Here is a 12799-nt window from a genome sequence, read left to right on the forward strand (position 1 = left end):
TCCATGTTTTATTCTTTCTCAAAAAGAATAAAATCAAAGCAAACGGAGAAGCCCCTATTGCAATGAGAATCACTGTAGATAAGCGATTCCGTGAAATGTTTGTCCGAAGAAGTGCATTAGTAGAGAATTGGGATCAGACCAAAGGAAAGCTAAAAACCAAAGACAAGCTATCAACTGAGATCAATATGTATATTGATACGGTCAGGGCTAAAATCCAGAATATCCACAGGCAACTCGAAGCCGACAATCTCGAAATATCCGCAAAAGAAATTTGTAACCGCTTTTGTGGTGTTGAAGAAAAGCACAAAACCTTACTTGACGTTTTCGAGGAGCATAATAAAGAGATCAAACAACTGCAAGGTAAAGGGTATGCTCAAAAGACAATTATTCGCTTTGAGGGTACAGTAAGATATTTGAAAGAGTTCTTAAAGAAAGAGTATAAGAAGTCCGATATTAATCTAAAGGATATTGATCTGCCCTTCATTCAAAAATTTGATACCTTTCTAAAGACTGAGAAGAATTGCGCACAAAATACAGCTATTACTCGATTGAAACAGGTAAAGAAGATTATGCGTATCGCTTATGCTAATGATTGGATTCAGAAAGACCCTTTTATGACTTACCGATTCAAGTTTGAGGAAACCAATATCGAGTTCCTGACACAAGAGGAATTGAACTCTATTATTCAGAAGGATTTTTCTATTGAAAGACTTAGCACGGTCAAAGATATTTTTCTCTTCCAATGTTTCACGGGCTTGGCATTTTCGGATATTGAGCAACTAAAGTCTGAACATTTGGTAAAGGATAATAACGGCTCATTGTGGATTCGCAAGAATAGACAGAAAACAAATAACATGTGTAACATTCCTTTGATAACAGCAGCAAAGATGCTTATAGATAAATATGCAAACCATCCTGACTGTATTGAAAAGAATGTATTGTTTCCTGTACCTACTAATCAACGTATGAATTCTTATTTGAAGGAAATTGCTGATTCGTGCGGAATTACAAAGAAGCTTAGCACGCACGTAGCCCGACATACAGCGGCAACAATTGTATTTTTAGCCAATAAAGTATCATTGGAAAATGTAGCTAAGATACTCGGGCATTCGAATGTCCGCACGACCCAGCATTATGCAAAAGTGTTGGATAGTTCTATTATGAGAGATATTCAAGAGGTAGAAAAGAAATTTTCATTGTAGTTTCTTTTCTTTCATCTGAACACGAATGTATTATAAGAGAATAATTTAATCAAGGTCAAGCTCTCCGAGTTTGAATAAATAATCTTCCTTTCTACGAAAGAGTATTATTTATCAAAACCTTGCTTTTATTATTCTCTTTTTAATTAGAGTGTTTATCAGTTGAAATGAAAAAATAATATTCAATTAATAGAGACATGTCATTTTTAATTACATTTGAGATATGATAAAAGAATACTCCATGGCGGAAGTTTTACCTGATGATGCCTCATCAAAATCATTTTTCATAAGGCATTTTGAATCAGAAGAAGATGTAGGAATAGAATGGCCTCATAGTCACTCTTTCTTTTCTTTTGTTTGGTTTACTCATGGAAGCGGATTCTACGTTATTGACTCGGAAGAATATATAATAAAACCGCAAAGGGTATTCTACGTTGCTCCAAAACAAATCCATAATTGGAGTTTCTATGATGATGCTCAGGGATATATTATTTTTATCGATCAACTAGCTGGATTGGATATAAATTTGAGCTATAGTTTTCCCTATATTGATATTGATGACATTGATGTATCCCCTCATTTGTCTATCCTTGAAAACGTTAATAAGGAACTGTTATATAAGGATGATGCCTCAGAGGAAAATGTAAAAGCAGGACTCTTATATTATTCCCGCTTATTATCCCGAATAGCACAAAAGAAACAGATAAAAACACATCAAAATAATGCATTAATAGAGCAACTGAAAGGTTTGATCTTATCTGACTATTCGAAATTATATACAATAGCCTATTACGCAGATAGACTAAATGTTCGAGAAGAAAAATTAAATGAAACATGTAAAAAGATACTAGGAATCTCAGCCAAGCAATATTTACTTAATCTTAAGATAACAGAAGCTAAACGCTTATTGATATACTCCGATCACAATATAAATGAAATTACTTTTCAGATCGGATTCGAAGATTCTTCATATTTCGCGCGAATTTTCAAGAAAAAGACAGGTTTTTCACCTAGCTTTTTTATAAAAAAGTACCGAAAACAACCCTAAAAGTCCTGATACATTTCATATTGACACCTTTATATTTGTATTAGTTTTTAATATTAATAAAATATATGATATGAAAGATTTTCTATTGATATTCAGGTTAGATAAAGATTCTGAGATAAAACCATCTCCCGAACAAGTGAAGGAAAGAACCGAGTGGTTCAGCAATCTAATGAAACAGAATAAAGTATCAGATAAAGGGAATACCTTATCTCCCGCAGGTGCAAAGACAATCCATTCTGATGAAAGTGTTACAGACTGTCCTTACTCAGAAGGAAAGGAGATCGTAACAGGATATGTGGTCATAAACACCGAAACGATTGACGAGGCTGTAGAAATAGCTAAAGCTAATCCTATTTTCAAAATTGGAGGCAGTGTGGAAGTTCGAGAAATTGCCAAATTCATAAAAGGAAACGATTAATCTTGAGATAAAAGATTATAGGGGTGTCATGTCTATGATACCCCTCCTCTTTGATTAAGGGGAGAGAAGATCAACAAAGGTTTAAAACAAGCAAAGACCCTAAATTTATTATCTTTCTCTATTTCTAATATATTCTTTATGTCTATCACCCCACTGTCCAAGCAGTTCCAAAATTGGAATAAGTTCTTTTCCAATAGATGTGAGTTCATATTCGACTCGGGGAGGTACTTCTGCATAGACAGTTCGTATAACAAGTCCATTTTCTTCCATTTTGCGTAGTTGTAAAGTCAGCATTCGTTCTGTAATATTAGGAATACTCTTTTTTAATTCACCAAAACGCATTTTACCATAAGCTAATTGACAGCAGATTATAAGAGTCCATTGACCTCCAATCAAACTTGCAGCATAGATTTGATTACATTCCTCTGATAGAATAGTTTTATTCTCAAAATTAGTTGATGTTTCCTTTATTTTACCCATTACTTACAAAAATGTTAGTACCATACAATTAGTCGTAAATATACAAATAATGATGTATAGTATATACTTTTGTTATAGTATAAATAAAATATGTATCTGTTATGAAAAGAAGAGCCGTGTTTGGCCTAATATTAAGCCTGTATTTATCAGTGTTTTCACAAGATAAATTGACAATAAAATCGATTTATTACAAAAATGAAGTTCCTACATTAATCTTTAAGCCGAATGGTTATGATGCACAACAAAAATATCCCTTAGTGTATTTACTTCATGGTTATTCGGCAGATTACACGCAATGGAGTATGACTATTGATTGCCAGAGTATTGCTAATAAATATAATATGATTCTTGTATGTCCCGAAGGCTTTACCTCATATTATATAGACAGCCCTTACAATACGGATCTGGGATATGAAAGCTTTTTCTTCAATGACCTTGTACCAAAGATTCATGAGCAGTTCAATGTTGATGAAAAGAATGTCTTCATTACAGGACTAAGTATGGGTGGATATGGAGCATTGCGATATTTTATTCTTCATCCACAATATTTTAATACAGCAGGTTCAACAAGTGGTGCAATAGATATAGATTATTCGCTTTTCAAAAAAGTTAGCTTAGACTTCTGGAATAGTACCAGAATGACGGATGATTTGGAAAAGATAATTGGCAATAGAACTGATTGGGCAGACTATAGTATTATAGCCCTCATGGAAAAATACGACTTCAGAAAACCTTTCATCTTTGATTGTGGAACAGAAGATATACTCTATCAGAGTTCTGCCAAATTAAAAGATTATATCAAGAAAGAAGATATTCCGGCAACATTCATTAGTCAGCCCGGCAATCATAACACTGATTATTGGCATTCCTCTATTGAGTATCATTTCGTTTATTTTCAACAACATTTAAAATAAGATATAAAATGAAAACATTGATAATTATTATTCATCCGAATTTGAAGCAATCAATTATAAATAAAAGATGGATTGAAGAACTCGAAAAATATCCGCAAGATTATGTCTTACATGACATACATCAATTATATAGAGATGAAAAAATAGATGTTGAAGCAGAGCAACAATTGATAGAGCAACACGATAAAATAATATTTCAATTTCCTTTCTATTGGTTTAATTGTCCACCTTTTTTCAAAAAATGGCTAGACGAAGTTTTGACTCATGGATGGGCATATGGGAGAAATAGTGAATATAAGATGGCAGGAAAGAGAGTTGCCTTAGCTATAACTGCTGGAATTGATAAAGTAGATTATAAAACTGATGGACGGTATAAATACTCTTTAGATGTATTAACTGCTCCTTTTGAGATTACGTTCAACTATATACGGGCAGATTATAAACCCCTTTTTGCTTTTTATGGTGCTGAACACCATGCGACGAAAGAAAGAATAGAGAAAAGTGCTCAGGAATATGTCTCTTTTATAGAGAGTATCTAATAACAAAAATGAAGGATTAAAATTATTCTGCATAAGAGGATTTCCAACATAAGAATCCAATTTATTAACAAACTAAAATTTATGCGAATGAATAATCTTTTACAATCAGAATTGTGTATTTTATTAAATGCAACTTCATTAGAGCTAACTGATAAATATCAAAATGCCTATGTCAAATTTGTAGAACAATTAAAATCTGTAAATCAACCCGATAAAACTTATACTACAATTTATCGGATGTTGAGTCTGACTCGTATAGAGCTCCAATCATTGCAAATTCAGCCTTTATACGAGCAGGGGGAAAAATGCCCTTAAAAATCAATATTTACAAAAAACGATTTTACTCCTTGATGCTGAAATAGAGCTTTTAAAATTGGAAGTTAGGCAACCGCAGAGATCACTATTCAATATACTTCAATCTGAAAAACCAAGAATCTATTTTATCCCTAAGTCAAAAGGCTTAGGGATTATTGGTTTAGCAGAAATAGCTCTCTATCTTAAATTATCTGGAGAATTTATAAACGAGCAGGGAAAGACTGCTTCTTTAAAGTCCATAAAGGAAGCCTTAGAAACTATCTTCAATTTTGAGTTTAAAGATTTTGACAGGAAGATTCATGAGGTATTCAAACGCAAACCTTTCAACCTAACCAAAGCTCTAGACTATCTACGAAATTTACTGATTCATGAGAAAAGGAGCAGAGAAGAACAAAAGATTAAAAATAATGCGTTTATAGATCGCTGATTCTGTATATGTTGCGATTATTCTTTAGGGGAGTATATCGGAACTTCCCTATTTTATTTGCTTCGTTCTGCTGTTCTTTGCCTTACCAATCGATTGGAATTAATCAATTATTAATTTCAAAAACAAAGAATTATGTATTTAGATAATGAAGACTTCCTATCATGGATGGAGAAACTCAACAAAAAGCTCACAACTATAGGCAGTGATTTGAAAGCAGTAATAGCAACAGGAGAAGCATTTACCAATGATGATAAATTACTTGACAATCAAGATTTAGCTTTTCTTCTCAAAGTGAGTTATCGAACTCTTCAACGTTATCGGGATAGTGGTCAACTCCGCTATTTTCTAGTCAGGCGAAAAACCTTTTATCGTATGGCTGATGTAAAAGAGTTTATCCAATCCTATGCTTCAAAAAATGAAGTTGTGATGTTCAACAAAGGCATAGAAGATGGTAAAACCTTGAAATGATTCTGCATTTACTTATCTGAGCAGAATAGTGCAAAAGGGTAAGGGTTGTGTTTAGTGCATCACCCTCCCTAAAGGCTCCGCATTTAGCAGAAACACCCTCGCTCAACCGCTTCGGATTGTTTAGCTAAATTGAGCAAGAGGGAACTGGACTATCGTCCTGTTCTCCTCTTGCCCTTCGGGGCAAAGCCTTCGGCTTTAGTGCTTTATTAAAAAGCACTATTATAACACTTGTTATAACTGGAATTGATAGACGATTCTGTTTAAGCAAGTTAGATATATGGATAACTATAAAATAGTTATAACAATGGAAAAACAGAATAGAAAAACCATATTTACTACTATAGCAATAGATAGGGAAACAGATAGAATTATAGAAAAACTCTGTAAACGCTATTCACTGAAAAAAGGAGAAATTACAAAATTGGCTTTTCAGTATTTAGATAAAGCAAATATCGATCCGAGTGAAGCTCCCGAATCGACAAAAGCAGAACTAAGGAAGATCAACAAACGGCAGGATGATATTATTCGTTTTATCCGACACTATGAAGAAGAACAACTTAACCCCATGATACGCACAAGTAATTTGATTGCCACAAGATTTGACAGTATTGTCAAGTCAATGGAAGATATTATTCTCTCTCATCTCAAAGCGAATCAGGAAGGACAGAGTAATCTGCTAAAGATATTGAGTGAGAAGTTTACAGGGCATGCAGATGCGATTAACAATCAGGCGAAGCAGCTATCTGCAATCTATAAGACACAACAGAAGGATAATAAGAAACTACTGCAATTAATCACTCTGTATTCAGAACTAGCCACAGTCGGACTGATGGATGGAAAACGGAAAGAGAATCTGAAGGCAGAGATTGCCAACCTTATTAATGATCAATAATTCAGTAAAAAATGAATATAGATTTTCCACCGCCATCGAAAGGAGTATATAACAATGCAGGCAGTTGTAGACGGCTAGGTAATTACCTCGAGCATGAAGATTTGGAGCGAATAGAGAAAGGTGTTTATACCGAAGGCTTTTTCAATCTCACAGAAGAAAATTTATATAAATCACAAGTCATAAAAGATATAGATAAGAATATAGGACAACTAATGAAGACAGATGCTAAGTTCTATGTTATCCATATAAGTCCATCAGCAACAGAGCTACAAGTAATGGGAAGTACAGAGCAAGAACAATCAGAAGCTATGAGAAGCTATATTCGAGAAGTGTTTATTCCTGAATATGTCAAAAACTTCAATAAAGGATTGTCAGCAGAAGATATCAAATTCTATGGAAAGATACATTTTGATAGGGATAGATCGGAAAACAACGAAAATAATATGCATTGTCATATTGTTGTCAGCAGAAAAGACCAAAGTAATAAGATCAAACTCTCGCCATTGACTAACCATCGCAACACTAAGAAAGGAACGATTAAGGGTGGTTTCGACCGCTCCAACCTATTCCAAAAAGTGGAACAAGGATTTGATAAGCTATTCGGCTACAGCAGGCAACTATCCGAAACTTTCGAATATCACAACACCATGAAGAACGGAAATATAACCGATCAAATCAAGATGCAGGACAGGCAAATGGTGAGTGAAAGAAAAAATACAAATGGTCAAATGGGTTTAGGTGCAGATATGAATATTAGCCCATCGGTAGATATAACCCAATCGAACGATAACCCTCATTTAGGATTGTCTCCGGTGTTGGGTATTTTCTCCCCCGGAGTACATGAGGAAGATGTGCAGGAATTAAAAAAACAGAAGGAAATAAAGAAAAAAAAGAATAAGGGACTGAGGTGGTAGCTTATCAATCTAATGGGTCAAAGTTATTTACGGGGACTATTCTTATGATAACTAAACGTTATTGATGGCAGAGGAATAGAATCAAATATTTATCTAATTAAAATTATTTTATCTATAATATGATATTTATTGATTTATAGTCGATATATTTGCAACAAACGCTAATTTCTATGAATAAAAAAGCAATTAATAGATTGAAGATTGTTTTAGCAGAACAAGAAAAGACGAATAAATGGCTTGCCGAAATGTTAAGCAAAAATGAAACTACTATCTCCAGATGGTGCACGAATGAGCGTCAGCCATCAATAGAAACATTTATTGAAATAGCAAAGTTATTTAATATTGATGTTAAAGAGCTCATAAATTCAACAAAATAAATAATAGGATGGAACAACTCTCACAAAATATAATCTTTGATAATATACCTGTTAATCCTGATTGGTGTTTTAAGAATGCACGTTCTACAGAACAATGGACACATGGATACCATAGATATCCTGCTAAATTTCTACCTAATTTAGTGAAAAAGTTGATAGAAGAATATACCCTAAAAGAGGATTTAGTTGCAGATATGTTTGCAGGATGTGGAACTACCCTTGTCGAAGCAAAAATACATGGACGAAAATCCGTTGGTGTTGATATTAATCCTGTAGCAGAGTTAATAACAAAAGCTAAAATAAATCCAATAAATCCAGAAAGATTACTAAAAAGGTATAATGCAATAATAAAGGAATTAGATCAATATAGGCCGACAGACTATATACATCTATCTATTCATGAAAAAATAGATTATTGGTTTTTTCCTGAAAACAAAGCAAAAATAGCATTTTTATATAAAAAAATTCTTCAAATAAAGAACAGAAAAGAACAGGAGTTTTTTTTAGTTTCTCTCTCTCATATTTTAAAGAATTGTTCAAAATGGCTACAATCAAGTACTAAGCCTCAGATTGACCCTAAGAAGAAACCCTCCGACCCATTCGATGCATTTCAATTACACTCAAAGCAAATGCTGAAAAAAAATTCAGACTTTTATTCACAATTGCTAGATAATAACTTTTTAAACATTCGATGTGATATTAGATTAGAAGATGCTAGAAAAACATCAATACACTCTAATTCGGTTGCAGCTATTATAACATCACCGCCATATGTAACTTCGTATGAATATGCAGATATTCACCAATTAACAGGTTATTGGTATGAATATATAGAGAACTTAGCGAATTTTAGAAGAGATTTTATTGGTACATTCTATTCTTTAAATCAGAATATAGAATGCAAATCGCATTTAGGGCAGCTGATTGTCAATCAGTTATTAGAGAAAGATCCTCGGACAGCAAAAGAGGTGGCAAATTACTTTAAAGACATGTATGATGTTGGACGAGAAATGCAGAGAATACTAAAGAAAGGAGGACATGCATGTCTTGTAATAGGTAATACAACATTCAAAAACGTAAAAATAAAGTCTGCTGAGGTAATTTCTGATTTACTTATTTCGTTAGGATTTGAAATTATTGAAGTAATTAAAAGAAGTATTCCTAATAAATTAATACCTACAATAAGAGATGAAGTTACTGGAAAATTTTCCAAACTAGAAAATGAAAATAGTAAGCTTGTTTATCCCGAGGAGTACATATTAATAGCAAAGAAAGTATAGTATGGCAGTTATAAAAAAAGACAGTCAACCATTTCAGCCATATGCTCGTCTGATGAATATTCTCGGAGATCAACTTATTACAGATAAAAAAGTGGCTGTAATTGAAGTTGTGAAGAATAGTTATGATGCAGATGCAGACAATGTTAAGGTTCGCTTTTTTAATATGAAAAATTATGGCAAAAAGTATATAGATGAGAATGAGTTGCCATATATTGAAATAGAAGATGACGGAGATGGAATGACTCTAGAAACCATCCAAAAAATATGGCTTAGACCTGCTACTCCTAATAAATTAGATAAGAAAAAAAGGAAAGAGAATCACACAGAAAAAGGTCGAATTATTCAAGGAGAGAAAGGTGTTGGTCGATTTGCTATACACAAGTTGGGTGAAAGAATAGACCTATACACTAAAACATCTGGAGGAGAGGAGGTTCGGCTAGAAATGGATTTTACTGAGTATAATCCAGAAGATATCGATTTATTCAATCAACCTACTTCTAACTATAAATTACTAAATGATGTTCACAATACATGGTATGTGAATGATCCTGCTATAGAAATTAAAAAAGAAAAGGGCACTCTAATTAGAATTCAGAATCTTAGAGAAAGGTGGACTTCAAAAGACTTTGAGGATTTGTATAAATCAATTTTGCGTCTTATCCCCCCCGTAGATGAGAATGCAATAAAATTGGGGGTCAATTTTGTACAAGATTTCACGATAGAATTATTTTTGGATAATGAATTATATACTTCTAGTGAAGCTACGACTTTTAAAGATGTCGTAGAAAGAGCTCAATATTCAATGATCGGTGAAGTTTCTAACGACGGCACATTATATTTTGAGTATAATTCGGTATCTCCCAAAAGAAATTTCCAAAGAAGTATTAATCTTTTAAATAAAGAAGATTTATCGCAATTTCAATATCCAACTAAAACAATAGAAGATTGGTTTATTAAATTCGGAAGATTACCGAATTGTGGTAGTTTCAAATTTACATTCTACGCATTTAATCTTAAAAAAAGAGATAAGACTATTATTACAACTGAAATAGATCAATTCATTAAGCAGAATTTTGTTTATTTATTAAGAGATGGCGTTCGTGTGTATCCTTATGGAGAAAAGGGTTACGACTGGCTAGAGCTGGATAAATTAAGATCAACAGTTAAAGCTGGTGATTTTATTAGCTATAACGATTTGATCGGCTTTGTCTATATAACTCAAGAAAATAATACCAGATTAAAAGATTCAACCAATAGGCAAGGTATTATGGATGTTGATGGTGCTTTTGAAGATTTTAAGCGATTGTTAACAGAAACCACTCAAATACTAAATACAGAAAAGAAAATTGATGAAAACAAACTAGAAATAAGTAAAAATCAGACTTACAAAGACTCTAATAATTTAGTATTAAATTCATTCAATTCACTTAAATCTAGCCTTAAAAATGTAGATAATAGAGATGTATTAGAAAAAGCAAATAAGTTTCTTGCTGCTGTTCATAATCATACTGATATAATGAGAGAGCGTATGGAAACTGTTGAAGATCTAGCGGGTCTTGGAATGGCTGTAGAAAGATCTTCACACGATTCTCTAACATTGTTAGCTAAAATGAGAGTTAATGTTAAGGACTTTAAAAAAAAGATAGAAAAAAAAGATTGTACAAATAACGATATTTTAGCATTGCTTGATGAATTGGATGAGAATTTGAATTTTGTTTATGATGAAATGCAAGTAATTCAGCCTCTATTTAAAAATCAACGTAAAGCAATAAAAGATATTAGTATTCATGAGATAGCTAATAAGGTAGTAAGGTATTTTAGAAGAGATATAGAAGGAAAGATTAATGTTTCAATACAAAATGATGGTGATATCATAGTAAAAACTAATACAGGACTAATCCTACAGATACTAATCAATTTGCTAGATAATGCAATTTATTGGGTGAATAAGAATGAAACCTCTCCAAAGGAGATAACTATCAAAATAAACTCGAGAAACGATACTCTTATTATAGCTGATAATGGACCAGGTATACGTGAAGATACCGTACCTCTTATATATAATGAATTTTTTTCACTAAAATCAGATGGACGTGGGTTGGGACTTTATATCGTTAAAGAAATTCTTCTCAGAATTAATGGGGAAATTTCAATTATTCAAGATGAAGATCGTAAACTTCTTTCTGGGGCAAACTTTATCATTAAATTTAACCAAGAACAATAATATGGAGGGTATTATCTTATTTGCAGATGACAATGTATTTGATTCTGATAGACTTGAGAACAAGCTATTTCGTAAATTTAATTCAGATGGTAGTTTTTCCATATTACCAATAAATAATCTCGCGGTCTTAGAAAGAACAGTTTCTTCTATATCCACCTATAAAGCTCTAATTTTAGATTGGAATTTTAAAAGAATTATTGAAGATGGGTTTGATGATTTAGATGGTGTGAAAGTGGAAGATGAGACTCCATTAGATTTTTTGAGAAAGAATAAATTATATTCTTTAATCTACATATATTCTCAAGATCTAATGCCTCAGAATATAAAGGATGAATTGAATGCTTTATATCCCAATAAAATATTTTTTGAGACAAAGAATGCAACTAATGAAACAGAGGTTGAATATAGCAAGATTGTGACAGGCATTACTAAGTTTCAAGAAGATAATACACACTTAGAAGTGCCCTTCATTTGGAGTCAAGCTATAAATCAATCAGCTCAAGTTATTTTTACGGAATTGGAAAAAGCAGATCCGAACTGGGTTAGAGAAATATATCATACAGCAGAAGGGGATGGAGCTGAACCTAATATCGAAGTAATAAATGTATTTCATAATTTACTAAATGAATCGATTATTCAAAATGAGATTTTATCAAAAAGCTTAACGGAATATGGGGAGTCACCTAATACGGGAAATGTAAGTAGTGAACTCTCCATCGCAAAGCTATACAATAGAATTTATTATACAAAGATATCCTCAACAGCATCCCTTATGACAGGAGATATTTTTAGATTTGATGAAGATGAATATGGTATTTTATTTACACCGGAATGTGATGTGAATGGCAAGAAAGACGACTCATTAGAGTTTATAATCTTTTCTAAATCAGAAAGTATCAAAAATCAACAAGGCTATATAAAAGACCATAGAAAAAACATTGAAAAAGATTCAAATAATCAGGGGAAACTCAATGTTTTCAACAATGGAGTACAGAGTAGACATATACTACCATCTTTCCCTTTTAATGAAGATGAGTTTAATCTATTGGCCTATATTGATTTTAACAAGTGCCTCAAAATAAAATCAAAAGAAGAGTTTTTAGAGAAGCGATCAAGTTTTAAATTAAATTCGCCATACATATATCAACTTAGACAGCGATATTTAGCGCAGCTTGGTAGAGTAGGTGTACCAGCGATCCCTCTTAGTTTACGGCTTTATAATTTGAAATAAGAGACTTTGATATCTTGATTTCAGTTGTTGTGAAAATGTAACAGGGCGTAATTATTAAATGTTTTTCATCGTA

15 protein-coding genes are annotated in these 12799 nt (G+C 32.6%); 14 read left to right on the forward strand and 1 reads right to left on the reverse strand.

Annotated elements, in window-relative coordinates:
- The 3 genes from PKC55_RS12075 to PKC55_RS12085 all read left to right on the forward strand — a co-directional run.
- A partial coding sequence (locus tag PKC55_RS12075; RefSeq protein ID WP_324373188.1) for a phage integrase SAM-like domain-containing protein occupies window positions 1-1202 on the forward strand: 1202 nt, incomplete at its 5' end.
- Between the two features lie 220 nt (window positions 1203-1422).
- Entirely contained in the window at window positions 1423-2247 is an 825-nt protein-coding gene (locus tag PKC55_RS12080; RefSeq protein WP_324373190.1) for a helix-turn-helix domain-containing protein, read from the forward strand.
- Window positions 2248-2317: 70 nt separating this feature from the next.
- Window positions 2318-2665 carry a YciI family protein gene (locus PKC55_RS12085; protein WP_291130180.1) on the forward strand — a complete coding sequence of 116 codons (348 nt, stop codon included), beginning with the start codon at window positions 2318-2320 and terminating at the stop codon, window positions 2663-2665.
- Window positions 2666-2773: 108 nt separating this feature from the next.
- Here the strand turns inward: PKC55_RS12085 and PKC55_RS12090 are convergent, their stop codons facing one another.
- Window positions 2774-3145, reverse strand: a complete 372-nt coding sequence (locus tag PKC55_RS12090) for a winged helix-turn-helix transcriptional regulator (protein WP_291130183.1) — start codon at window positions 3143-3145, stop codon at window positions 2774-2776.
- Between the two features lie 101 nt (window positions 3146-3246).
- Here PKC55_RS12090 and PKC55_RS12095 point away from each other — a divergent pair, with 101 nt between their 5' ends.
- From PKC55_RS12095 to PKC55_RS12145, 11 genes are all read left to right on the forward strand, one after another.
- Window positions 3247-4059, forward strand: a complete 813-nt coding sequence (locus tag PKC55_RS12095; RefSeq protein WP_291130185.1) for an alpha/beta hydrolase — start codon at window positions 3247-3249, stop codon at window positions 4057-4059.
- 8 nt (window positions 4060-4067) lie between these two features.
- A complete protein-coding gene (locus tag PKC55_RS12100) occupies window positions 4068-4598 on the forward strand; it encodes an NAD(P)H-dependent oxidoreductase (protein ID WP_291130188.1) in 531 nt (176 codons plus the stop codon).
- A gap of 87 nt (window positions 4599-4685) precedes the next feature.
- Window positions 4686-4913, forward strand: a complete 228-nt coding sequence (locus PKC55_RS12105) for a hypothetical protein (RefSeq protein WP_291130191.1) — start codon at window positions 4686-4688, stop codon at window positions 4911-4913.
- 58 nt (window positions 4914-4971) lie between these two features.
- The gene (locus PKC55_RS12110; RefSeq protein ID WP_291130192.1) at window positions 4972-5340 is read left to right on the forward strand and encodes a hypothetical protein; all 369 of its coding nucleotides are present in this window, start codon (window positions 4972-4974) and stop codon (window positions 5338-5340) included.
- Window positions 5341-5472: 132 nt separating this feature from the next.
- A complete protein-coding gene (locus tag PKC55_RS12115; protein WP_291130193.1) occupies window positions 5473-5808 on the forward strand; it encodes a helix-turn-helix domain-containing protein in 336 nt (111 codons plus the stop codon).
- 304 nt (window positions 5809-6112) lie between these two features.
- On the forward strand, window positions 6113-6700 hold the full coding sequence (locus PKC55_RS12120) for a BfmA/BtgA family mobilization protein (protein ID WP_291127417.1): 588 nt from the start codon (window positions 6113-6115) through the stop codon (window positions 6698-6700).
- Between the two features lie 11 nt (window positions 6701-6711).
- Entirely contained in the window at window positions 6712-7614 is a 903-nt protein-coding gene (locus PKC55_RS12125; protein ID WP_291127414.1) for a DUF5712 family protein, read from the forward strand.
- A 170-nt stretch (window positions 7615-7784) separates the two neighbouring features.
- Entirely contained in the window at window positions 7785-7991 is a 207-nt protein-coding gene (locus PKC55_RS12130; RefSeq protein WP_291127411.1) for a helix-turn-helix transcriptional regulator, read from the forward strand.
- An 8-nt stretch (window positions 7992-7999) separates the two neighbouring features.
- Complete coding sequence (locus PKC55_RS12135; protein ID WP_291127408.1) at window positions 8000-9271, forward strand: DNA methyltransferase; 1272 nt, start codon at window positions 8000-8002, stop codon at window positions 9269-9271.
- Window position 9272: 1 nt separating this feature from the next.
- Window positions 9273-11495, forward strand: a complete 2223-nt coding sequence (locus PKC55_RS12140) for an ATP-binding protein (protein ID WP_291127405.1) — start codon at window positions 9273-9275, stop codon at window positions 11493-11495.
- 1 nt (window position 11496) lies between these two features.
- A complete protein-coding gene (locus tag PKC55_RS12145; protein WP_291127402.1) occupies window positions 11497-12726 on the forward strand; it encodes a hypothetical protein in 1230 nt (409 codons plus the stop codon).
- Window positions 12727-12799 lie beyond the last annotated feature (73 nt).

Origin of the sequence: Dysgonomonas sp., from assembly GCF_035323175.1 — a bacterium.
Lineage (GTDB): Bacteria > Bacteroidota > Bacteroidia > Bacteroidales > Dysgonomonadaceae > Dysgonomonas.

Bases quoted from the DNA above. Each gene is read 5' to 3' on its own strand.
- PKC55_RS12080 (WP_324373190.1), top strand. From the start codon at position 1,423: ATGATAAAAGAATACTCCATGGCGGAAGTTTTACCTGATGATGCCTCA.
- PKC55_RS12085 (WP_291130180.1), top strand. From the start codon at position 2,318: ATGAAAGATTTTCTATTGATATTCAGGTTAGATAAAGATTCTGAGATA.
- PKC55_RS12090 (WP_291130183.1), bottom strand. From the start codon at position 3,145: ATGGGTAAAATAAAGGAAACATCAACTAATTTTGAGAATAAAACTATT.
- PKC55_RS12095 (WP_291130185.1), top strand. From the start codon at position 3,247: ATGAAAAGAAGAGCCGTGTTTGGCCTAATATTAAGCCTGTATTTATCA.
- PKC55_RS12100 (WP_291130188.1), top strand. From the start codon at position 4,068: ATGAAAACATTGATAATTATTATTCATCCGAATTTGAAGCAATCAATT.
- PKC55_RS12105 (WP_291130191.1), top strand. From the start codon at position 4,686: ATGAATAATCTTTTACAATCAGAATTGTGTATTTTATTAAATGCAACT.
- PKC55_RS12115 (WP_291130193.1), top strand. From the start codon at position 5,473: ATGTATTTAGATAATGAAGACTTCCTATCATGGATGGAGAAACTCAAC.
- PKC55_RS12120 (WP_291127417.1), top strand. From the start codon at position 6,113: ATGGAAAAACAGAATAGAAAAACCATATTTACTACTATAGCAATAGAT.
- PKC55_RS12125 (WP_291127414.1), top strand. From the start codon at position 6,712: ATGAATATAGATTTTCCACCGCCATCGAAAGGAGTATATAACAATGCA.
- PKC55_RS12130 (WP_291127411.1), top strand. From the start codon at position 7,785: ATGAATAAAAAAGCAATTAATAGATTGAAGATTGTTTTAGCAGAACAA.
- PKC55_RS12135 (WP_291127408.1), top strand. From the start codon at position 8,000: ATGGAACAACTCTCACAAAATATAATCTTTGATAATATACCTGTTAAT.
- PKC55_RS12140 (WP_291127405.1), top strand. From the start codon at position 9,273: ATGGCAGTTATAAAAAAAGACAGTCAACCATTTCAGCCATATGCTCGT.
- PKC55_RS12145 (WP_291127402.1), top strand. From the start codon at position 11,497: ATGGAGGGTATTATCTTATTTGCAGATGACAATGTATTTGATTCTGAT.